Origin of the sequence: Schleiferia thermophila, assembly GCF_003337435.1 — a bacterium.
GTDB classification, from domain to species: Bacteria; Bacteroidota; Bacteroidia; order Flavobacteriales; family Schleiferiaceae; genus Schleiferia; species Schleiferia thermophila.
Map to the genome: position 1 here is coordinate 66,941 of NZ_QPJS01000002.1, position 22,996 is coordinate 89,936.

The 22,996-nt window shown below is 44.1% G+C and carries 20 protein-coding genes and 1 tRNA gene; 8 read left to right on the top strand and 13 right to left on the bottom strand.

The annotated features are described in order from the left end of the window. Window positions 1-8: 8 nt before the first annotated feature. Window positions 9-1,526 carry a M20/M25/M40 family metallo-hydrolase gene (locus tag DES35_RS05445; protein WP_051889424.1) on the bottom strand — a complete coding sequence of 506 codons (1,518 nt, stop codon included), beginning with the start codon at window positions 1,524-1,526 and terminating at the stop codon, window positions 9-11. 3 nt (window positions 1,527-1,529) lie between these two features. Then, window positions 1,530-2,264, bottom strand: coding sequence for a YdcF family protein (locus tag DES35_RS05450; protein ID WP_114366069.1), 735 nt, complete (start codon window positions 2,262-2,264; stop codon window positions 1,530-1,532). Window positions 2,265-2,355: 91 nt separating this feature from the next. Here DES35_RS05450 and DES35_RS05455 point away from each other — a divergent pair, with 91 nt between their 5' ends. The 3 genes from DES35_RS05455 (at window position 2,356) to DES35_RS05465 (ending at window position 5,812) form a co-directional block, all read left to right on the top strand. Further along, on the top strand, window positions 2,356-2,976 hold the full coding sequence (locus tag DES35_RS05455; protein WP_037360417.1) for a polysaccharide deacetylase family protein: 621 nt from the start codon (window positions 2,356-2,358) through the stop codon (window positions 2,974-2,976). 148 nt (window positions 2,977-3,124) lie between these two features. Then, window positions 3,125-4,591, top strand: a complete 1,467-nt coding sequence (locus DES35_RS05460; protein WP_051889426.1) for a leucyl aminopeptidase family protein — start codon at window positions 3,125-3,127, stop codon at window positions 4,589-4,591. Between the two features lie 12 nt (window positions 4,592-4,603). Beyond that, on the top strand, window positions 4,604-5,812 hold the full coding sequence (locus DES35_RS05465; RefSeq protein ID WP_114366070.1) for an ATP-grasp domain-containing protein: 1,209 nt from the start codon (window positions 4,604-4,606) through the stop codon (window positions 5,810-5,812). A gap of 325 nt (window positions 5,813-6,137) precedes the next feature. Here the strand turns inward: DES35_RS05465 and DES35_RS05470 are convergent, their stop codons facing one another. Further along, a complete protein-coding gene (locus DES35_RS05470) occupies window positions 6,138-7,193 on the bottom strand; it encodes a TerC/Alx family metal homeostasis membrane protein (protein ID WP_200876152.1) in 1,056 nt (351 codons plus the stop codon). Window positions 7,194-7,270: 77 nt separating this feature from the next. After that, window positions 7,271-7,426 carry a hypothetical protein gene (locus DES35_RS11540; RefSeq protein WP_160172006.1) on the bottom strand — a complete coding sequence of 52 codons (156 nt, stop codon included), beginning with the start codon at window positions 7,424-7,426 and terminating at the stop codon, window positions 7,271-7,273. Between the two features lie 80 nt (window positions 7,427-7,506). Here DES35_RS11540 and DES35_RS05480 point away from each other — a divergent pair, with 80 nt between their 5' ends. The 3 genes from DES35_RS05480 (at window position 7,507) to DES35_RS05490 (ending at window position 9,836) form a co-directional block, all read left to right on the top strand. Next, on the top strand, window positions 7,507-8,217 hold the full coding sequence (locus DES35_RS05480; RefSeq protein WP_051889427.1) for a DUF2461 domain-containing protein: 711 nt from the start codon (window positions 7,507-7,509) through the stop codon (window positions 8,215-8,217). Window positions 8,218-8,268: 51 nt separating this feature from the next. Beyond that, a complete protein-coding gene (locus DES35_RS05485; RefSeq protein WP_114366071.1) occupies window positions 8,269-9,693 on the top strand; it encodes a TonB-dependent receptor in 1,425 nt (474 codons plus the stop codon). Between the two features lie 72 nt (window positions 9,694-9,765). Next, window positions 9,766-9,836, top strand: a tRNA-Gln gene (locus DES35_RS05490). Between the two features lie 371 nt (window positions 9,837-10,207). Here the strand turns inward: DES35_RS05490 and DES35_RS05495 are convergent. The 8 genes from DES35_RS05495 to DES35_RS05530 all read right to left on the bottom strand — a co-directional run bounded on the left by DES35_RS05495 (window position 10,208) and on the right by DES35_RS05530 (window position 19,259). Next, window positions 10,208-10,684: a hypothetical protein gene (locus DES35_RS05495; RefSeq protein WP_037360333.1), complete on the bottom strand. Its 477-nt coding sequence runs from the start codon at window positions 10,682-10,684 to the stop codon at window positions 10,208-10,210. Further along, the gene (locus DES35_RS11755) at window positions 10,659-12,158 is read right to left on the bottom strand and encodes a T9SS type A sorting domain-containing protein (protein WP_051889428.1); all 1,500 of its coding nucleotides are present in this window, start codon (window positions 12,156-12,158) and stop codon (window positions 10,659-10,661) included. Before DES35_RS11755 ends, DES35_RS05495 begins: the two co-directional genes overlap by 26 nt. A 259-nt stretch (window positions 12,159-12,417) precedes the next feature. Continuing rightward, complete coding sequence (locus tag DES35_RS05505; protein ID WP_244906323.1) at window positions 12,418-14,097, bottom strand: Kelch repeat-containing protein; 1,680 nt, start codon at window positions 14,095-14,097, stop codon at window positions 12,418-12,420. A 30-nt stretch (window positions 14,098-14,127) separates the two neighbouring features. Continuing rightward, window positions 14,128-15,036 carry a DMT family transporter gene (locus tag DES35_RS05510; RefSeq protein ID WP_244906324.1) on the bottom strand — a complete coding sequence of 303 codons (909 nt, stop codon included), beginning with the start codon at window positions 15,034-15,036 and terminating at the stop codon, window positions 14,128-14,130. Between the two features lie 47 nt (window positions 15,037-15,083). Then, window positions 15,084-17,063, bottom strand: a complete 1,980-nt coding sequence (locus DES35_RS05515; RefSeq protein ID WP_051889429.1) for a M1 family aminopeptidase — start codon at window positions 17,061-17,063, stop codon at window positions 15,084-15,086. Then, window positions 17,060-17,845 (bottom strand): TraB/GumN family protein, encoded by a 786-nt coding sequence (locus DES35_RS05520; protein WP_037360338.1) that lies wholly within the window; start codon window positions 17,843-17,845, stop codon window positions 17,060-17,062. Before DES35_RS05520 ends, DES35_RS05515 begins: the two co-directional genes overlap by 4 nt. Next, window positions 17,845-18,537, bottom strand: coding sequence for a 16S rRNA (cytidine(1402)-2'-O)-methyltransferase (gene rsmI, locus DES35_RS05525; protein ID WP_037360340.1), 693 nt, complete (start codon window positions 18,535-18,537; stop codon window positions 17,845-17,847). The genes DES35_RS05520 and rsmI overlap by 1 nt, the downstream gene beginning before the upstream one ends. Then, window positions 18,537-19,259 carry a hypothetical protein gene (locus DES35_RS05530; protein ID WP_037360343.1) on the bottom strand — a complete coding sequence of 241 codons (723 nt, stop codon included), beginning with the start codon at window positions 19,257-19,259 and terminating at the stop codon, window positions 18,537-18,539. Before DES35_RS05530 ends, rsmI begins: the two co-directional genes overlap by 1 nt. A gap of 41 nt (window positions 19,260-19,300) precedes the next feature. On the opposite strand from DES35_RS05530, the gene DES35_RS05535 reads away from it, so the two are divergent. Next, window positions 19,301-19,888, top strand: coding sequence for a thymidine kinase (locus DES35_RS05535; RefSeq protein ID WP_037360346.1), 588 nt, complete (start codon window positions 19,301-19,303; stop codon window positions 19,886-19,888). Then, window positions 19,888-22,389 carry a bifunctional UDP-N-acetylmuramoyl-tripeptide:D-alanyl-D-alanine ligase/alanine racemase gene (locus tag DES35_RS05540; protein ID WP_114366073.1) on the top strand — a complete coding sequence of 834 codons (2,502 nt, stop codon included), beginning with the start codon at window positions 19,888-19,890 and terminating at the stop codon, window positions 22,387-22,389. The genes DES35_RS05535 and DES35_RS05540 overlap by 1 nt, the downstream gene beginning before the upstream one ends. On the opposite strand, the gene DES35_RS05545 is transcribed toward DES35_RS05540, so the two are convergent. Further along, window positions 22,386-22,988, bottom strand: a complete 603-nt coding sequence (locus DES35_RS05545) for a porin family protein (protein WP_037360348.1) — start codon at window positions 22,986-22,988, stop codon at window positions 22,386-22,388. The genes DES35_RS05540 and DES35_RS05545 overlap by 4 nt on opposite strands. Window positions 22,989-22,996: the final 8 nt, after the last annotated feature.

Below are 22,996 nucleotides of genomic sequence, written 5' to 3' on the forward strand. Positions count from 1 at the left end.
AAGCTTCTTTACATCTTTGAGCTCTTTTGTATAGATGCACTCAGAACATCTCGAACACAGAGGTCCTGAATCCACTGAGCATAGAAATCTATAGCCCTCAGAAAATCTGAAATGCTTACCCGCTCATTGATGCCATGTATTCTGGACAAATCATCTGGCTTGAGCAGAATGGGATTAAACCGATAGACATGTGTACAAACCTGGTAAAAATGCCTCGAATCTGTAGCACCGAGTACCAAATAAGGGGAAACAACTGCCTCCGGAAATGTGGTCTTAATCACAGAAACCAATTGTCTGAAGATGTGATCACTGTGCGGAGATGATGGACTTCCGGGAGTGTAAGGAGCATCTGGGTGCATTCTAACAGTGACTCTTGGATCGTTAATAATTTTAATTACTCTCTTGATTACTGAACTGTCTGTATGACCAGGGAGCAGTCTAAAGTTATACACTGCTTTTGCAACATTAGGAATCACATTGTCTTTTACGCCTGCAGCTACTACAGTAGGTACTTGAGTAGTGCGCATCATGGCTGCGCCTTGGGGGGTTTTTGAGAATGAGTTGAATATCAATTTTTTAAAAAGCCATTTGTTGGCAAAAGCCATCCTGGCTGGAAAGTCCATGTATGGGCCTGCACACTCCAGAAAGCCTTCGACGGGTTTGGACAATTCAAACGGGAATGGGTTTTCGTTGAGCCGATGCATGGCACGTGACAAGATGCTCAAAGTGTTGTCCGGGCCTGGCATCGAGGAGTGCCCTCCAGAGCCTTTAACCAGCAGTTCCAGGCTTAAATACCCTTTTTCGGCAGTGCCGATCAGTGCCGTGGGGGCCATAAGGCCGGGCACAAGACCGAGCCCCATTGTCCCACCCTCATCGAGAATGATAGCTGGTTCAATTCTTTTTTGGCTGAGCTTTTCGACTACTTTCACGGCTCCATCATTGCCGCCGATTTCTTCGTCATGGCCTATGGAAATGAGCAATGTTCGCTTCGGCTCAATGCCATATGACAGTAAGTTTTCAACGGCTTCGAGGATAGCAATGCAGGGAGTTTTGTTGTCTATAGCTCCTCGGCCGTAAATGTACCCATCGGATATCCGGCCAGAGAAGGGAGCTTCTTCCCATTGATCAAGTGTGGCAGATTCTACCGGCACCACATCGTAATGGCCCATCAGCATGGCCGGAGCCAGAGTGGTATCCCTTCCCCTCCAGGTGATCAGCAAGGTGTAGTCGTTTACGGTATCTATCTGAAGTTTTGAAAAAACATTCGGAAAACTGTGAAAAAGAAATTGAAGAAATCCATCATAAGCTTCAAGATCCATCATCTCACGCTTGTGGCTGATGGTCGGATATGTGAGTGCCTGGCTGAGTTTTCTTACAGCATTCGATTCGTCAATTTTCCAATTGATTGGCTCTTCAGAGGGTTTTACATCAGCTAAAGGAGAAGTGAAGGTAAACGTTTTCCAGAGCACAAGTGCAGCTGATCCGGCAATCGCGGCTAAAAGTATTTTTACGGCCTTTTTTATCATATCCTAAAATGTTAAAATCAGTCCCAGGTATTCGTGTAGTGCTGTCTCGGATATTTTCAGATTTTCTACGGAAGGCAGTATGTCTGAGATCCAGAATTTCGCCGGTTTCAGTTTATAGTCAGTAGGGGCAGGTATAACCTCTATTCCTTGATTTTTAAAGTTTTTTACGGCACGTGGCATATGCGAAGCGCTTGTGACGATTACTACCGGGCGCGACTTTCCAAACTGCAGTTTAAAGACTTCGGCTTCCTGTTTGGTATCGCGGGAGTCGTATTGGATTTTTATTCTCTCGGACGGAAATAGCTTTTTGGCAAATATAGCCCCTAATTCACCCACGTCACAAGTGCCCCGCCAGCTCGTTCCGCTGAAGACCAATTCCGTATTCGGATACATTTGCCCGATCCTGACACCTTCCAGTACACGGCGTAGCGCACTTTCGCTTAAGCGCTCTGCATCCGAATGGCCACTGGCACTGCAGCCCCCTCCCAGCACCACTACATAAGCATTTCGGTCTTCCTCCGCTAATTCAGCTATGGGATCATACTGGCTTTCGAGAGGCTTCATCAGAAGCCAGGCTCCCGGACGAGTACTGAAAAGCCAAAAAGCAATGACCACACCCAACAGTAGTTTCCGGATTGCAGAATTTCCTTTCAGATTCAGCAGACTCAGTACCAACAAAACAATGCCCAAAAGCGGTGTGAGCATTAGAAAGGCTTTAAGTAGCTTTTTAAACACCATCGTCCGATAGTTTTTTTAAATCCTTTGACAAACGTATGTATTTTTCGCAATTTTAGAATCCGTTTAAACCATAAAAATTTGCCATTTGGAAATGAGAATCAGAAAAATGCCGGCAATATTTTCCAAACTCTATCCTGGAGCCTGGTGTACATTGCCTGCTAAGGAGACCAAAACAGTTTACATCACTTTCGACGACGGACCACATCCGCAAATTACACCCTTCGTATGTGAATTGTTGGCGCAGTACAATGCTGCTGCCACATTTTTTCTCATAGGAAACAACATGTGTAAGCACCCGGATTTCACCACCGAATGGTATTCAGACAGAGGACATTCCGTAGGAAATCACACCTATCATCACCTCAATGGTTTTTTTACCGAAAATCAAATCTATTTCGACGACATTAAGCAATGTGACCTCCTCGTCCGGTCCAGGTTATTCCGACCACCATATGGCCGAATAAAATTTTCTCAATTCAGATACCTGTCGCGCAGGTATCAGATTGTGCTGTGGGATTTGGTCACCTACGACTGGGATCCCACCTTATCACCCCAATCCATATGCAGTCACATCCGTTCCAATGTTCAAAATGGCTCGATCATCGTATTTCACGATTCAGAAAAAGCATGGAACAATATGAGCAAGTCGCTGCCTGAAATCTTAAAGTTTCTAAATCAGGAAGGTTGGAATATGGCTAAACTGGTAGTTTAAAGCGGCCGGGTTTTTTCTATCCAGTTTGTTTCATAGAAAACATCTTTATTACTCCGAAGTAAAATTGTCAACTTTGAACCTTCCGAGAAATTTTTACTAAAATGTTAAAAGATTGCTATTAGATTTACGGCTGTAATTCCTGACCTCAATGAAAATTGATTTTACCCATCAATGGTCAATCGATACGGCCCTTTGCTTTGTGCCAATCACAGAAGATGAGTCCTCTGAAGTTATTCTTTCACGGCTTGCAAATGAAAACGGGCTGATTAAAGAATTTTTAAGCAAAAAAAGCATTGCCAAGCTTCATATCCTAATTGACCAGAAGTTTTACGTTCTGATAAAAGTAAATGCATCAAAATCCTTTTCTGCTATTACAGCCGACTTCAGAAAGGTCATTCGTGAAGTAAAGGATTTTCCCTCGGGCAACTGGGCAATTGATTTAACTACGATTACGGACAAGGCTTTTACCAACGTTTTGGCCAGAGCCTGGGTGCATGCTTGTGTAGTATCCCTCCAGAAAATCGGTAAAAACAAAACCACAGAAGAACTGTTCCACTGTCTCGACAGTGACAAAGCACACTTGCAACTTGTGACTCCCTACGCCGATGATATTCGCGAGGATGTACTTCAGCAAGTTGTCGTAGCGAATGCCCAACTCAATGCCATGACGCTCGGCAATGCACCCTCTAACAAAAAAGACATCAACTTTCTGACCGCTTATTGCGAAGTAATGGCCCGAAAAGCAGGATTGGAAATTGAAATTTTTGACCAGGACAGACTTATGGTCGAAGGATTCAAGGCTCTTTTGGCAGTAAACAGAGGCAGCGAGCAACCGGCTAGATTTATCCTACTGAAATACAACATGTCTGCATCGGACCTTCCCCTTGTGGCATTGGTAGGCAAAGGAGTCATCTTCGACACAGGAGGAATCAACCTAAAGCCATCCGACAATCTTTTTCTGATGAAAAGCGATATGTGCGGAGCAGCAGCTGTGCTGGGAGCTGCAGAGGCCATAGCGCTGAACCATCGCAAAATACGATTACTTGCAGCCATACCGCTTACCGACAATGCCATCGACGCAAAAAGCACCAAACCGGGAGATGTGATCGGCTCATACAATGGCAAAACCATAGAAGTAATAGACACAGATGCCGAAGGCCGGTTATGCCTTGCCGATGCATTGAGCTATATAAGCCGAAACTACTCACCCGACTACATCATAGATATAGCCACACTTACCGGCTCAGCTGCCCGGGCTTTGGGCCATCACTATGCAGCCCTCTTCAGCCCTGATGAAAACTTCCAAAACATCCTTCGCACGGCAGGTCAAATCACCGGAGAGAAACTTTGGCCTTTGCCCCTCGACGACGACTACAAGGAAGACCTCCATTCCGATGTAGCCGACCTGGCCAATTTTTCAAACAAACCCACAGCAGGAGCCATCAGTGCAGCCTTGTTTTTAAAGGAATTTGTAGACGACCCCAACAGGTGGGCTCACATCGACATAGCTGGCACTGCCTTCACATCATCTGAATTTGGAAAACAGCGAAATGCTTCCGGATTCGGTGTCCAGCTGCTCTATCAATTTGTCAAAACCATAGAAAGCATCTATTAAATTCCATCTCCCATGAAAAAGACCTTTCTCTGCATCACTTTCTACTTCAAAGGCAACGAATTTCTTCAACAGTGCAAAGCAGAAGGCAACACTGTATTTCTACTGACCAAAAAAAAGCTTGAAAATAAACCCTGGGCATGGGAAAGCATCGATGAGGTCTTTTACATGGAAAGCGATGAAAACTCCCCCGAAAACATCAACAACCTCATCAAAGGTGTAGCCTGGCTGATGCGAAAGCACAAAATTGACCGCGTTGTCGCACTCGATGATTTCGATGTCGAAAAAGCTGCTGCTGTACGTGAAGAATTCCGCATACCCGGAATGGGACAAACCACCGCAAGATACTTCCGCGATAAACTTGCCATGCGCATCAAAGCCCGCGATGCAGGTCTACGCGTGCCGGCTTTCTCCCCACTCTTCAACGATGAGGAAATCAACCTCTTTGCCAATCAAATCCCTACCCCCTGGCTGGTTAAACCAAGAAGCGAAGCTTCCGCCACCGGCATCCGAAAGGTGCACAGCACAGACCAACTTTGGGAAGTCATCCACCAACTGGGCGACAAACGGCATATGTATCTTGTAGAACAGTTTAAACCCGGCGATGTATATCATGTAGATGCTCTTACCATAAACGGGGAAATGGCATTTAACTGGACCTCAAAATACCTGTCTACCCCTTTCGATGTGGCCCATGGAGCTGGAATTTTCAGGTCAGCTACCCTACCTCACAACTCCGATGACGACATCCTTCTCAAAGAGTTCAACAACAGGGTCATGAAGGCATTTGGCATGAAAAACAGCGCATCACACACCGAATACATCAAATGCCATGAAGACGGGGAATTCTATTTCCTGGAAACTTCTGCAAGAGTAGGAGGGGCGCACCTGGGTACCATGGTGGAAGCTGCCTCAGGCATAAATCTCTGGCGCGAATGGGCACGCCTTGAATCCGCTTTGCTTAAAGGTGAAGCATATCAACTCCCGGAAGTAAAAAGGCATTACTCAGGAATTCTCATCTCACTTGCCCGACAGCAGCACCCCGATCTATCCCCATTCAACGACCCAGAAATATACTGCCACATTCCCGAAGAACATCATGTAGCCCTGATTATTCACAGCAGTAATCACCAAAGAATCATCGAACTTCTGGATAAATATGCACAAATCGTAAAAGAGCACTACCACGCCTCTGCTCCTGTGCCAGATAAGCCATCACACTGATATCACGGCTTTTTTAGTTAATCAGTCTTCTTTATGATATATGTCAAGCACATATGCATTTGCTCACATCAGCCCGACTGAATTGAAATCCAATTTCTGGATTTTTACGCCTGGTGCATTTCAGGGTTCATCGGCCTATCGTTGATAAAAACTACCGGTAAGTAAAAAAAATTTTCTCAACTAATAAATGAAATGTAACTAATTAATACTGTAAAATAGTTGATGAAATCATCCGATCAAAAAGGATCGGATTTTGCTAAATAGGAAAATTTTTTGACGTTTTCAAGAAACCATTTCTTCACATTCATCGCACAACAATTATCTGCTACTTTCTGCTGCTAATTAGAGCACCTCGCACCAGACTAGCCACTATTGATACCAACAGGATCAATATTACCACTGCCAAAGAAACCCTGGCATCGATGCCCATTTGGTCGAAATAACGTTCAAATACCAGTTTGAACCCTATGAATATCAAAAGCACTCCAAGCCCATATGTGAGATAATGAAACAAATCCACGACCCGGGCCAACAAAAAAAACAGACTCCTTAAACCCAATATGGCAAAGATGTTTGAAAAAAACACAATATACGGATCCAGTGTAATGGAAAAAATTGCCGGAACACTATCTACCGCAAACACTACATCGCTAAACTCCACAACCAACAACACCACAAACAAGGGTGTCACATACGTCTTCTTGTGCTCTTTATGACGGAAAATCAGCAGCGACTTTACATTTCGTGGAAACACATTCAGATATCTGCCCACCAGCTGTACAAGTGGATGTGCCTCGGGTGTGAGGTTTTCATCTTCTTTTTTGCTCAGCAGAATTTTAAATCCAGAATAGATCAAAAACACACCAAATACATACAACAGGAAATGAAACCGTTGAATCAAACCTGCTCCCAGAAAAATAAACACAAACCTCATGATCACTGCACCCAAAATGCCCCAAATTAAAATGGTCTTGTAGTCCTTTTTTCTTACACCAAAATTTCTGAAAATCAATAAAATTACAAATAAATTATCCGCCGACAAACTGTATTCGATGAAGTAACCCGTCAGATATTCAAGTGCTATTAAATTTCGGTATCGCTGAAGCGCCTGCTCAAAGCTCAAACCCTTCACATCGAGTTTCTGATTGTAGCGCGTTGTGATGGACACCAAATCATCGATTGATTCAGGATTGTGCAGCAAGTGACCATATCCTCTGAGGAAAAAATAAAACCCCATTGACAAGCCAAACCACACTATTGTCCATATCAAAGCCTCTCTGAACGATACTTCGTGCTTATGCCTATGGAATACACCAAGGTCAAAAGCAAGAATCAAAAAAATAATCGCAATAAAAATCCCGAAAAAAAGCTGCTCGCTCATGTGCATTTCAAGCACAAAAGTACCTGCCCGGCACTCTTGGAAAATCCAAACTTAGTGCCCCCGAAATTAATCTTAGGTTAATTCAGATGTATCAACCACCGCTCACCTCCTATGGCGACGGCTTTGGCAGATTTTGAATAATTCAACAGGCGCTGAAGGGTTTCTTTCTTCGCACCTCCAGACTTTCTGCCTTTTTTTTCATTCTTGCTGCAAGGGGTAATCGTTTTTTCCATAAACAACCTAATTTTAAACATTCCTACCCTCTTAACGGTCATTACATCACATATATTTCCGAACTCATTAAATTTTTTCCATGCTATCAAAAGAAAGTATTAAGTTTCTCGAAAATCTACGCGACAACAACCACAAAGATTGGTTTTCCGCCAATCGCACCCGCTACGAATACTACAAAACCGAACTTCTGCAAGCCGCCCGCCAAATCCTCAAAGCCCTTCAGCAAGCAGACCCCTCACTGGCCGATGTAAAGCCTCACCAATGCCTTTTTCGCATCAATCGCGACATACGCTTTTCACCCGATAAACGACCCTACAAAACACACGTATCCCTTGGATTTGCCCCGGGTGGGCGTAAAGGTGATCTTGCCGGATATTACGTACACTTCGACCCTGAAGAAAGCTTCGTAGGAGGCGGGCTTTACATGCCTATGTCAGAGCCACTCAAAAAAGTTCGCACAGACATAGACCTCTATTGGGATGAATTCACCGAAATCCTTCATCAGCCAGATTTTGTCCAGATGTACGGCGACCTCGACTTCGATCCCCATTTCACCCTCTCCCGCCCACCCAAAGGTTATACCTACGACCACCCGGCCATTCGCTACCTCAAGCTTAAATCCTTCACCGCTACCCGCCCTCTCCGCTATTCACAACTCACCGAACCAGCTACCATAGAACTGCTTATACAACATCTGCTCCCCCTCAGACCATTGCTTCATTTTCTCAACCGGGCACTCCAGGCCGATGATGAGCCCAACATTATTTTAAAGCCTTTTTATAAAAGTTAAGCCCTGCACCAAAGACCCCTTTGCATACCTTTGTATCAAAGCATACCAGCCATGGAGCGTTACATTCTTACAACCCAGCAAAAAGCCCTGAAAATCAACCTAAACCAATCCATCTATGGCACATTTGCTGAAATCGGCGCCGGTCAGGAAGTCGTCCGTCACTTTTTCCGGGCTGGAGGAGCCTCCGGCACCGTGGCCAAAGCAATGAGCGCCTACGACAAAGATTTCAGCGATGCAATTTATGGTCGGGAACCCGACGGCCGCTACGTTACCGAAAGTCGCCTTCGCAAAATGCTCGCCCAGGAATACAGGCTCGTCGAAGAGCGCATCGACCGCTCCAAAAACCCCAACAAATGCTTCTTTACCTACGCCAATACCGTGGCCACCATCGATTTCGCCAAACGCTACAAAGGACATGGCTGGATGGGATGTAAATTTCAGCTTACCCCAGACAGCCCGCCAAACGAAGTCATCTTCCACGTCCGGCTAAAAGAAAACGAAGCCGTCCTCCAGCAGGAAACCATCGGCGTCATGGGCGTAAATCTCATATACGCCTGCTTCCACATCATCAACGATCCTAACGAACTGCTCAAATCCCTCTACGACAACCTTTCCCGCGAAAAAGTCGAAATCGATATGATCAATGTCTCCGGACCCGATTTCGAAGGCGTCGACAACCGCCTCCTTTCCCTCCAGCTCATCAAAAACGGATTTACAGACGCCGTCATCTTCGGCCCCGACGGCAATAACCTCCTCCCCGCAGGCCTGCTCTACAAAAAAAACATCCTCGCTCTGCGCGGCAGCTTCCGCCCCGTCACCAAGGTCAACATGGACATGATGACCAAAGGCTACCAATACTTTATCAGAGATCCGCGCGTCAAAAAAGACAACGTCGAAGTCCTCTTCGAAATCACCCTCAATAACCTCCGTGCCGAGGGCGAAATCGACGAACAAGACTTTCTGGACCGCGCTGAAATTCTTTGCTCGCTCGGTTACAAAGTACTCATCTCCAATTTTCAGGAATATTACAAACTCGTGCACTACTTCGCCGAGTTTACCAAAGCGCGATTGGGCATTATCCTTGGAGTTTCCAGCCTGAAGGACATCTTCAATGAAAAATACTACAGAACCCTCCCAGGAGGCATCCTAGAGGCCATGGGCATCATGTTTTCCCGCGACATAAAAATTTATGTTTATCCCTCAAAACCTACAGACGAAAGTCCCCTCGAAACCTCCAAAAACATGTGGGTACATCCACGCCTGCGCCCCCTATTCGATTATCTGACCTTCAACGGGCGGATCAAAGACATCGAAACCTACGACCCCTCCATTCTTCATATTTTCTCACCCCGCGTGTTAAGGATGATTAAAAAAGGCGAATCCGGATGGGAACATATGCTGCCTGAAGGTGTTGAAAACATCATTAAGTCAAAGAAACTCTTTGGCTATGAGCCTCATAAAGAAGTTGCCACATAAACTTCACCCTTGCACCAGATACTGTTTGGAAAATTTTTAGCCCTTTATATATTTGCAGCCCGTTTCACGGATTGCCCGATCGTCTAATGGCAGGACTACGGATTTTGGTTCCGTCTGTGTTGGTTCGAATCCAGCTCGGGCAACTTTAGAATGACCCACCTCCAGCGGTGGGTTTTTTATTTTCTCCTTTTGGGCGCCTCCCCCGGCCGCTTTCTGCCCGCGGCCGGGGGCCGGTCTACGACTCCTATTCCCCTTGCGGATCGGGCATGACTCATCGGGCTGCGGTGGCTCGCTCTCGCTCCGCCTCCTCGCCCGTGTGCCATACTGCCCGCCCGCTGCGGCTCATATCCGCCTCCGCCCAGGCGCTCAAAGCAACTCCAGGCCCTCCACCACTATTCCCCCTGATTACCCAACTGCTCATCCCTTATTCATCCATACTCATGCACCTATCCGGCATTATAGGCCATCCCGGCTTCCACATCCCATCCTCACCAACCTAAATCGAGTATAAACATTAATCCCTGTTTAGATAATAAGGCAGCCTGCCATCAAAATCCCTGAACCTCAGCATAACAATACTATCCGTATGCTGAGCCAAAACATTCAGGTCAAATTCTCCAAAACCTTCCAACAGTCGTTCACAGTCCCCCACATCCGACACATACATTGCCAGCAAAGCCTGGGGAGGATAACTTTTCAGTAAAAGACCATTCCACACCAGCTTTGCTTTACCTTCCTGACAACCACTGTATTGATATGTGATTCGCAAACAATTTCCGTCCTGATACACTTCTTTTGGAATGGCTACCTGAGCTCCTGCTGAATCTTCCATCGTCTGAAATGCAGCGACGACTACGGGCTCGCAAGCAGGTTTGCTTGCCGATTCCGGGATATCTTCTTTCACAGCCATCGGTGCATCAATGTTTTTCTTGGTCTTACAAGCTGCGTAAGCCAAAAGCACACCACTAATCAGCCACCACCACTTTTTCATACCATCTGTGTTTATCTGTTCTGACACCTATCAAGTATACACCTGGTTTGTTGAATACAAAGTGATGTACGTGCCCTGTCTCTACTTCCCCGATATGTTCCTTCAGTAGCACCCTTCCTGACAGGTCCACAAGACTCACTTCAGCGTCTTTACATGCTTCAGTGCCTTCGTATCTGAGTGTAATACGACCATTTTTTGCTGGGTTGGGCATAAGGGTCCAGTGCATCGGGTCCTTGTAAAATTCCTCCTGCCCGACATACAGTCCTGCCAAACTGGTAACCCCGGTATTTAAAGGGTCCAGCCAGGGCTTCAATTGCCTGTTGTTGGTTGTGCCGTTTTTATCCCAGTGATACCAAAATTTTCCGTAAAAGTCCGTACCCGTCCGAAAGTTGCACGAAGCTGATCCTCCTGTTAGCGTTCCCACTATTTCACCAGCCGAGTTAAAAAGGGGTGAACCACTACTGCCCCCCTCTGTCACCCCATGACCGCTTTGTGTGGCCACCCAGTTTACAAGCCAAAAAGCACCGGCCGCCTGCTGAAAGGTCCCGCTTTGCAAAGTCATGGTAAATGTGCTGATTTTTTTGATATCGCCACTGGGGTGATGTATGCCCGCTCCCCCCAGGGCCGGAATGTTGGACCTATTCCATCCTGCATAAAACACATTATAACTAGCCGGTGGCTGTATAGCAAGCTCCAGCAGGAGCATATCTGACCCTGTAGCACCCCCCCCGTCATTCGACCTGGCTCTGAGTCTGCCACCGGTTACAATCTGATTGGGCAACCCCGTCTGACTTGACGGATTTGCACAAGTAGGTGACTCCCAGTTAAACCGAAATATGATGGATGCCAAAGCTGCCGAATCAATGATTACATCGTTGTCGTCCAGCACACAGTGCTCAGCCGAAAGCAGATAGGGCTTTTTGTCCATAGCCGTATTGTTGATCATGGCACCTGTACAGTAGTAGATAAATCCACCAATAGGTACATTCATCCGTACCACAGCTCTGCGCTGCAGTTGGTAATTATCGCCTTCCGGACATCTTGCATTTACATTGCAGGAGCCTGAAGTTCCGAAATCTGCTGTCTGCTTTTCCAACTGCCACACAGCCGTAACTCTTGCCCCATTAATCGACTCAAGTACCATTTCCCCTGTGCCGCTCAATGCTATGCTTTCAATCTTATTGGCATACAATTCCTCTTCCCTCTTTTCACCATTCAGATAATATTGGACCTTCACTTTTTCTCGCTGTGAAGGGATATTTATCTGAACCCACACTTCATCCTCTGTTACATTCCTAACGATAAGTGGCTCGTCAAGTGAGATATCGCTGCCGATTATTACACCGGCAGGTGTCAGTCGGGGTATGGGATTTTTCGCAAACAATTCGCTGAGATTTTCCGATGCGATCAGGATGTTTTGTCCGTTTGCCACAAAGTACAGCAACCACAACAACCAAAAAATTCGAGTCTTCATGCTGAGAAATCTGATTAAATGTTCAAATGTATCAAAACTTTTTGGCTCTGATTTTTTGAATTGTTATTTTTCTCATACATTAATAGCTGTATGCTTAAATTCATACCAAATTGCCGATATTAAATCGTTTTTTTGGTAGTCTTACTCAGTAAGAATACTTTATGATAAAAACTCTTAATAGCACCAATGGTATTATATCCCCCAGGCCGATATTCATCGAAAATAAAACACATTGTGGCAAAGCAAAATCCCCTCAGGACTATCTGTTGATGGTAATTTTTTGTGTTGCGTAATAGAGGTCGTCAAAGACCACTGTCAAATGAACTACACCTGTGGATATGCTGTTGTCCTGAGAAATCCGAATACTGTGTTGACCTGGCTGAAACAGTTGATTTACACTTCTCTTAAGCAATTTCCCTGATCCGTCGGTAAGGATGTACGAAATTTTTGTGGGCTTCTCAATGTCAAATAAAAATGAAAAATCACCAGTTGCAGGATTAGGGAATACTTTTATGTCATATGGATTCTTTCCATCCAATTTGAATTCTGAATTCGATGTCGTAGAGTTGGTAATCCAAACTTCATAAATGGTGGCATCAGCAGAGGTGGTGTTGGTTTGATTTGCCGAAAAAGGATTCAAAGTCGGGCTTGAAATACCTCCGTAAATATACCCTGCCAAAAATGCTCCCTGTGAGATCTCATTAAGCTTGATCACTTTATTGGAAAAATGTGGTATGCTTAGATTTAAAATAAATTCTGCTCCAGCACCTTTCAATCCAGGCATCTGGACAGGCATGACATATTCTGTCAGATTGCCCGCAGAATCTTTTTGCAAACGGCTGATGGTACTTACAAAGGGGACCTGATCATCTTTAATCAGCAATGAGTTTTGGTAATAATATTGACTTATTCCACCGAAAAAAAGTGAATGCATCATTTTCTTGACGGAGTCATACATACAAACTACGGGTGAGTGGTAGTGGCTAAGATATTGACTAAAACCTGTAATTGGCTGATAACTACTATACGTGATCTCTACCGGATGAAGAAAAGGCAAATCGGCATTCAGCTGGAAAACTCCTGCGGAGATCAAAAGTCCTTGTTCACCATTAGGCAATATCTGCGGCAATAGATTGTAATCTCTCCTGCGAAGGTGAACCGGATCCGTTGTTATACTTAGATCAGAATAGCTCACCTGATTGGCTGAATTGTTGATTTTGAATTTTCGGATTTGGTTGGTATATTGTTGCGTAAAGGTGGGATTACCCATAGGGTTGTATCGTCCGGTGAACGTATGCCCACCAACCAAAAAGAACAAATCATTGATTTTTTTTAAATGACCACCAGTCACCTGAAATATTGTATCCTGAATTTGCTTGAAATAAGGAACAATACTCTGATTATTTACAATGGATTGAATTAAGCTACTTACCTGTACAGTAGTCAGATATGGATAAGTGATATGGTTGTTTGCAGAGGCAGAATAACCATACCCTCCTATAATGTATAGAGTATCCCCATCTTGATAAAAATTCATATTCGTTGACTGGAGTTGCTCTCTTAGACCGGTAGGTAGCACATTTAGACTAGCGGTCCAGAACTGACCATTTGCCACATCAATTACAAAAATATCCGTATTGCTTTGAGATGCCGGAAATGAATTGAAAGGTTGACGGGCATGAATGCCGTCCTTTCTTCCTCCGATTATCAGCCATTTGCCATTGTGCTGTGCAATCGTATAGGAATGAAGTCCGGGAAGATTGGGAATTGTCACAGGAACAAGAGACACCTGGAACGGAAATTCTGATATCTGGCCGTACCCGTCAAGTGCACTTACAGCTGATAGCACCACACATGCCAAAAAATCGCGAATGCTCATATGGAAGATCCTCGCGCTAAAATAAGCAAAAATTCGTTGGTTGAAAATGATTTTGTTCATCAATTGGATTTTCAAATCTGTAAAATGTCATCAGCTGGTAATCTTTTGCTTTTGCCTGCGCAGATAGGCCTCAATAAATACCACTGAAAGTATTATACCGGTGCCAATGTAAAACTGATAACTCATTTGTTCACTTTCACCCAGGAAAAGTGCTGCCATCAAAATTCCATATACCGGTTCGAGATTGATGGTGAGCATTACACTGTAGGGACTTAGTACTTTCATCACCTTTACGCTTTCAATAAAGGCATATGCCGTACATACACTGGCCAATATGAAGATCATTGTCCAGTCGCCGTTGAGATATCCCCAGGAACCTTTTGACATCGGCGCTGTAAACAATTCCTGATTGAGCCGGTCTGTGAGCAGAAAAAATACCGATAGCGCCATCCAACCTCCGGTCAATTCATAGGTTGTGATCACATTGGGTTTCAGTGTTTTTACCATGATTCCGTTAATAACGGAAAACAAAGCCGAAAGGAAAGCGCTGGTCAACGCTATCACGATTCCAAGAGTGTATCTGGTTTCGAAGTTGAAAATGATGTAAAGTCCCACAACTACGGACAGCCCGAGCACAATCTCACGCACATCAATCGCCCTACGGAAAAAAATCGGCTCCAGAAATGCTGTAAAAAGCGCTCCCGTACTCAGACAGGCCAATGTCACGGATACCGTACTGACCTTAATCGCGTAAAAAAAGGTTACCCAGTGTGCGGCTATAATGGAGCCGGCAAGCATAAGGAGTATTGCCTCTTTAGCTGTAGTTTTAAAACTTCGTCCGATCAGCAATAAATAAATGGCAAGCACTACAGTCGCCATCCACATCCGATGCCACACCAGGGTAAATGCATCTATGGTGATCAAATGTCCAAGTATGCCTGTAAAACCCCATATAAAGACGATGAAATGCATGCGCAATCTCGCGCTGAACTGACTCAAATCCCTTCTTTACTTTTTCATCTATGGAGACAAAAGTATTGCAGTTTTTAGTCTGTTTTCTTAACCCACTTTCTGTGGTACAACCCCTGGTCAGTTTCCACTCCGATGAGGTAAACTCCTGCCGGCCAATGCGAAGTCAGCAGATGAATTTCAGTATTTTCTACAGTCAGCTGCTCCGATGATTTGGTCATTAGTATTCTACCGTCCGGAAACGTCACCTTAATGGATTTCAATGATTGAATAATCGACCCCAGCTGCACCTTGAGTACATCAGTTCCAGGATTGGGATATATGTCAATTTTAGGCTGCAGTTCCTGAAGCTGACCAATATGTAGGGCAATACTATTTTTTGAGATCAACCACAATTCAGGATCGAAACTGATTGTGGCGGCTCCTGTCGGCAAATAATAAGCATATGAAAAACTTGCAGCAGGCACCTCAATTCTTAAATCGATAGGATTCTGGTTGCTGTCCGTGATACGCACCGGTACAGGAATGCTGAACCACGGTACTGATGTATGACTTGTTGTCTGCGAAATATCCATTCGCAGGGTGTCTCCATCCTGCCACCAGATGATTTGATAGGTAGGATATCCTTCGCCGTATATCCATTGATTGAAGAAATCGCTAAGAGAGCACTGGCAGGCAGCTTCCATATGGTATTTAAAATCAGGTGTTAGCGCAAAAGAATACGCCAGAGACGTATCGTTGAGATAATTTCTTGTGCCGGCAAAAAAGGCTGAATCACCGATCTGCCACCTCAACATGTGAAGCACATAACCAGCTTTTGAATAGGTCAACCTTCCGCTGAAAAGTCTGCTCAGATTCAGTGTATCCAATGTATAAACTGACCCTCCCGGTTGGGAGGTAATTTTATTGATTTCGTTTGTTTTATACGCCTGATAAAGTCCGGGTTTTATGTGCTCATAGGTAAGCTGCGTCAGATATACTGCCCAGCCCTCGTTGAGCCATAGGTCTGCCCAGGAGCCGCAGGTCACTTTGTCGCCAAACCACATATGCGCAAGTTCATGGGTGATCAGATCCTGTTGCCACCCACCCATAAAACTCATGGTCTGATGCTCCATCCCTCCATTCCACCCGAAGCGTGCATGGCCGTATTTTTCATTTTTAAACGGATAAGGACCAACAAGTGTATCAAATAGCTGCATCACCTGATGGGCGTACTGCACACTTTGATATACAGTCGGAGTATCCGTGGGATACACATAGTTTACAAACGGTAAGGAATGTCCCGACGACGGCAGCACGATCACTTGATCAAAAACCACATAAGGTGCCACTGCCACTGCTACCAGATAAGGTGCCACCGGATAGCGGTGTTTCCAATAACTGGTCCTGAATCCGCTGATTACTGTATCGCTCACCAGCACTCCCAGCGAAGCTCCCCTGTTAGGCACTGGGGTTGTAATTAGTATATCTATGGAGTCTATCTTATCGCTAAGCCCGTCTTTACACGGCCACCAGTCAGGCGAACCATACGGTTGTGACAATGTCCAGAAAGCACTGCCGAAGGGATAGGTCATTCGGCCTACACTGCCCAACCCACTGCCAACTGGTACACCCCGATAGTAAATGACCAGGCTATCCGTTTGTCCCTTTGACAACACCGCAGGAAGTACAATGCTGACCTGATGAAACTGATGCTGAAAGTTGAGCGTCTGGCCGGTTCTCAGACTTTTCACTGAATCTATCGTCATTGAATTTTTAAGATCAAAAACCACTAAGTCAACTGAATCCACCGTGGCTTTAAAATAGGAAACTGCTGAGGCACTTATTGGCTGCAATGCGGGGTTGATCTGGAAGTGCAGTCTGTGATATAGAATGTCGTATTTCGCCATCACTGGTGACGATAGTTGGCCTGCTTTTCTCAAAAAGCTTTTCAGGACTATCGGTCTTTTACATATCATTTCGTCGGTACATAGCGGTCCTTCAGATGACATCTGAGCTTTTACCTGAAAAGAATGAACCAAAACAGCAGCCCATAAATACACTATTGTGAATCTCATATACTCCGGATTGTAAAACCCTCTTTTTCCAGTAATAAAAATAATCCATGCTCACCAATCAAATGAGCAGCCCCCACAGCAAAAAATGCCGGACTTTTAATGGCAGCTTTTTTAATCTCTGGCAACCAGCTTTTGTTTCTTCGGATTAAGAAAACTTCTTCAGCAGCTTTAGACAATACCAATTTGGAATTGTCATTGAAAAAATCACTCATTTTATCCACGTCGCCATTGTAATAGCAATCTGTCATCTCAGTAAACAACTTCTTTAATTCATCATAGTTTTCGAGTAAATCCTGAAGAAGGTTCATATGTTCATGTTTCTCTATTTGGCCGATGGTTCCCAGGTGAGCCTCCAATGATTCCAGACCGCGCACTTCCAATCCATACTGAAATGCCATAGCTCGTAATCCTTCTTCAGGGGAAATTACTTTACAGTCAAACATTTGATTTTGAAGCTGAGTCAAAATAAAAAAGGGATGCAGATGGGCCAGTTCTTCCTTTGGATAATGAAGCGTGGTTTCATTTAATTCCCAAAGCTTTTGCCATTGAGTATTTGTAAGTGTTTCTCTTAAATTTGAGAAGGAGCTTAAAAAGTCCCAACTTATTTCTGTCTCATTTTGAAGATCTGTTTCCAGATACAGCACCCCGCAGTTTTTAAGAGCCTCCTGTAGCCTTTCAGGCCATGTAAACCGATCTTCACATACCAGGTGCATCGTACCAAACAGGTAAGATGTAAAATTTGTATCGGCTCTCCTCAGCTCGTACAACCAGGCATTCTTCATTATGTGCTGTGCTCTTTTCTGTGTAGCTTCTTTCCAATCACGATCACAATTTCACCTCGTAAGGGCTGTTTTTTTATCGCTTCGGTAAGTTCGGTAACTGTCCCCCTGAGTGTTTGATGAAATTTTTTGGACAGTTCCCTACTTACACTGATGTTCCTGTCAGGTCCCAGATGTACCGCTATGTCGTTCAGAGTTTTTTCAATTTTATGTGGAGATTCGTAGAGTACGATTGTTTCGTCGATTTCTGCTAGTCGATTGAAAAAGGTTGATCTCCCCTTTTTCACCGGAGGAAATCCCAGAAAAAAAAATTGCTCACAGGAAAGACCGCTCTCTACCAAAGCGGGTACAAATGCAGTAGGGCCGGGAAGGCATTCAACCTCTATTCCGGCCTTAATACACTCTCTGACGAGCAAAAATCCGGGATCACTGATGGCAGGGGTGCCTGCATCCGATATAAGAGCAGCCTTGAACTCTCCGAGAAGCTTGCCTACTATTTGTGCTGTCACTGCATGTTCATTGTGCATGTGATAGCTCTTAAGGGGAGTGGTGATCTGGTAGTGCGCCATCAACACGGAACTCGTGCGGGTGTCTTCACAATAAATGATGTCCACATCCTTTAAAATTCTCAGCGCGCGAAGTGTAATGTCTTCCAGATTGCCTATGGGCGTTGGCACTACATACAGCTTTCCCATCAATCTTCAATGATTTCAGGCTTTCCAAACCTTCTTCTGATCAGGTTTTCAAAACGAGTTACATATTCCTTCTTGTCCTGCCAATGAGCATGCTCTGAAACTGTCTGGTAGAAATGCTGAATCGCATCTTCAAACTGATTGGCTTGATTGATTGTTCTGACCAACTCCGACAACTTGTTCTCATTGCCCTCAAACAGATGCCTGGTAAATGCAATTTTATCATTAAGTCCAAGAGTGAAGTTTGACGCTGTAGCGAGTCGTTCATTCAATCCAATGGTGACTTCCGAAAGGGTTTTTTCTGCTTTTGATACAACTTTTTTCTCAGATACTGAGCCTCCGGGTATATATGTATCTACATGTATTTTTTCTTCTTTAATAGTGAGCCTTTTTTGATGGAGAAATACATTATTATTTTCGTGAATATCAATACTTTCAGAAGTCTTCAAATTTTGGTCAGATTTATTGGGTTGCGAAAGTTGCTGAAACTCGGAAGGTGGAATTATAGTTTCATTTGCATCTTTTGTATCTACAATTAATTTTTTGGATTCCTCGAAATCATCCGCTGTTTTACCCACAGCCTGGTTGTGTTCCAGGTAAGAGATCACAACCAGATTCTCATACAGTTCTCTAGACCAGCTTACCAATTGATTTAAATCTGTTTTTTCACTGCTTAAAATTTCTTTGCACAATTCATCAAGTGCTGATTTTACTTCTTTGATCATCGGTTTTACTTTGAAGTCTACTTTTGAAGTTTGTTTGTCCTATGTTTCTGGAAAGATACAAAAGCGAAAATACAAAAGTCGGTTGGATAGAAGTAATCTGTGGTCCGATGTTTAGCGGAAAGACGGAAGAATTAATCAGAAGGCTTCGCAGGGCGCAGATTGCGCGATTGAAAACGGAAATTTTTAAACCTGCTGTAGACACCCGATATCACGATTCGGACATTGTATCGCACGATCAAAACCGAATTCCCTCCACACCGGTAGATAACAGCTCGGCTATACTCCTTCTGAGTGATGGAATTGATGTAGTAGGTATCGATGAAGCCCAATTTTTTGATTACGGCATAGTGGAGGTATGCAATCAACTGGCCAACAGAGGTATCAGGGTGATTGTAGCCGGACTTGATATGGATAGTGAAGGTCGCCCCTTTGGCCCTATGCCGTTTCTGATGGCTACTGCCGAATATGTAACCAAGGTTCATGCTATCTGTACCCGAACAGGTGAATTGGCCCACTTTAGTTACAGGAAAAAACCCGTAAAAGACCAAATCTTTTTAGGTGAAAAAGAAGAATATGAACCACTGAGCAGACGCGCATTTATAGAAGCACGTAAAAAAGAACAAAACTGATGCTCCCTGTCAATCACCCCAAGCCCTATACCGTAGTAGAAATTGCACATATTCTTAAAGCCGACATTTTTGGCTCTCAAGCAAATAATCATATCCTGATTCGGAACCTTTGGACAGATACCCGTCAAAGTGTTAAAACTTCGGAGAGCATCTTTTTTTGTTTGAGAGGTCCTCATTTTGATGGTCACAATTTTTTAGATGAAGCTGCAAAAAAGGGAATGTTCTGCTGTGTAGTGGACTGTCTTCCAGAACAATTGAGACCTGATGTAACCTACTTAATGGTCAGAGATACTAAAGAAGCTCTTCAGCAGCTGGCCGCTCACCATAGAAGTCAGCTGTTAGAGACCCGATTTATCGCAATTACAGGTTCCAATGGAAAAACAATGGTAAAAGAGTGGCTGTATGATCTTCTGCATCCCCATTATAATTGCTCGAAGAGCCCCTTAAGCTATAATTCTCAAATCGGCGTGCCGCTTTCGGTTTGGAAATGTTCTGCCGAAAATCAGTTTGCCATTATCGAAGCCGGGATTTCTCTTCCTGGCGAAATGGAAAGACTACGGCACATCATCCAGCCACAGATTGGCGTATTTACTCACCTGGGAAGTGCCCACGATGCTGGTTTTCAGAGCAGAGAACAGAAACTGGCCGAAAAAGCCCGGCTTTTTTATACCTGTGAATCTATTCTTGTCGGCGCCGATCAGCCAGATGTAGTCGATTACTTTAGAAAAATCTATCCCGAAAAAAAACTGCTAACGGTCTCTTCCACTTGTACAAAGGCTGATTTTACATTTCAAACAAATGCTTCAGGTGAAGTATTTTTTTCCAGCAAACACTACGATTTGGAAAGAATAAAAATTTCCTCTCCTTTTAAAGACATCATTTCCAACAAAAATCTCATACTTGCGCTAAGTGCAGGCCTGGTGCTTACTGACGGAAATTTACAGCTGATTGAAAAGATTCCCACCCTTTTTCAGGTGCGAATGCGAATGGAATGGACCAGGGGGCTCAATGATTGCATGATACTGAACGACTGTTATACTTCTGATCCAGAAGCACTGCAGCAAGCATTACAAACTTTACTGACTTCTGGCCAGTACCGAAAAAAAATAATTGTACTCTCAGAATTTGACCAATTGACAGAAGCAGATGAACAAATGGCGTTTTCCACACTGCTCGAAACGCTGAAATCATCAGAAAAACTATCAGATACCAAAGTACTGTATGTAGGAGCCGACAAATTTGAAAAATTATCTGAACTACCTGTTGAAAAAGCAGTGTTCACTACTACACAACATTTATTGAGCTACCTCAAAAAAAATCCTCCGACCCAATCCGATATTTTACTCAAAGGTGCCAGAAAATTTCAATTTGAATCAATAGCCGAACAGCTTTCGGCCAGTCTCCATGAAACGCGAGTGGAAATCAATCTATCCGCAATTGGTAGAAACCTTTCCTTTTTTAAATCCTTACTGCCAGTGGGAACCAAATTGATGGCAATGGTAAAAGCAGCCTCCTACGGCTCCGGCTCCTTTGAACTTGCACGCTATCTTGCCTCATTAGGCGTAGATTATCTGGCTGTCGCATATGCCGACGAAGGAGTAGAGCTGAGAAATGCTCACATTACCATGCCCGTGATGGTAATGAACGCCCATACTCATCTATTGCCCCTGATTTTTGAGAATAATCTTGAGCCTCAGATTTTTAGTTTTGGACAAATCAACTTCTTGAAAAATTTTGAAACCAATTCTCCCCTGAGCATTCATATTAAAATTGATACGGGAATGCATAGACTTGGTTTTAAAAGCACTCAATTGAAGACTTTACTAAATGAACTATCCGTGCTGAAAGAGACACTACGCGTAAGAAGCATTCTTTCTCATCTATCTGCTGCTGACGATCCTAAAGAAGACAAGTTTACACATTGGCAAATCGAACAATTTCACAGAGCTGCTGATCAAATCGATAAGGTATTGGGGTATCATCCTATCCGGCATATATTCAATACTGCCGGAATTCTTGACCATATGGATGAGAGAAGTGAAATGGTCAGAATCGGTATCGGAATGTATGGCATTTCGCACAGACCTGACTTACAAATTCATTTGCAACCCGCTATCGAATGGCACTCTTTCGTATCTCAGGTAAAAGATTTGGAACCCGGGGATTCCATTGGTTATGGACGTTCGTTTGTAGCAACAAAAAAAATGAAAACCGCAACCATAGCTCTGGGATATGCCGACGGGTTTCGGCGAATTCTGAGCAATGGCCGCGGAGGCGTTTATATCAAGGGTATTTATTGCCCTGTGATAGGAAGGATTTGTATGGACATGACCATGGTAGATGTCAGCCACATACCGGATGTTGAAGAAGGTGACCCTGTCGAAATCATTGGACCAAACCAAGCCATCGAAAAACTGGCACAAGCCATGAACACGGTACCCTATGAAGTGCTGACTTCTATAGGAACCAGGGTAAAAAGGGTGTATTTTAAAGAAAGTTAAAACAACTTATATCCTATGGATATCATCCAGAGCGAGGCTCTCGAATCGGTTGAAATACTTTGTCCTTCGACCTTTACTTGATTGGCAAATCGGGAAAGTCCAAATTCATATCTTGCTTCCACCATCAGCTTCCAGAAATCCAGGCCTATTCCTATTTGACCTCCTAAGCTTCCATCTTTCAGACCATTGTCCAGCACATCGTTGGTAGAATAAAAATTATAACTCAACACAGGGCCAATGTTGGCACGTGCAGGTCCCAATTTTAACCCAAACAGGACTGGAAAATCCAATCGGCTCACAGCAACTGATTCCGAAATTGGCTCATTGTTGGCATTCCTGCCCGAGTATTCTACATTTATTAATGAATAATAAGCCTCTGCTCTGACCTGATACGTAAGAAAGTTGATCGCACTGAATACACCGAAGTGAAAACCGTATTTTGATTCACCAGCTTGTAGTGATTCGACGATTTGACCGGGATTATTAATGTCATCCATGTTCAATCTCGTATTGTTAAGCCCGGCCTTAAAACCTAAATCAAATTGAGCGGTTGCCGCTAAGCCTGAGAAAAGCAACAAGGCGAATAACAGGTTTTTCATTGTTAGGT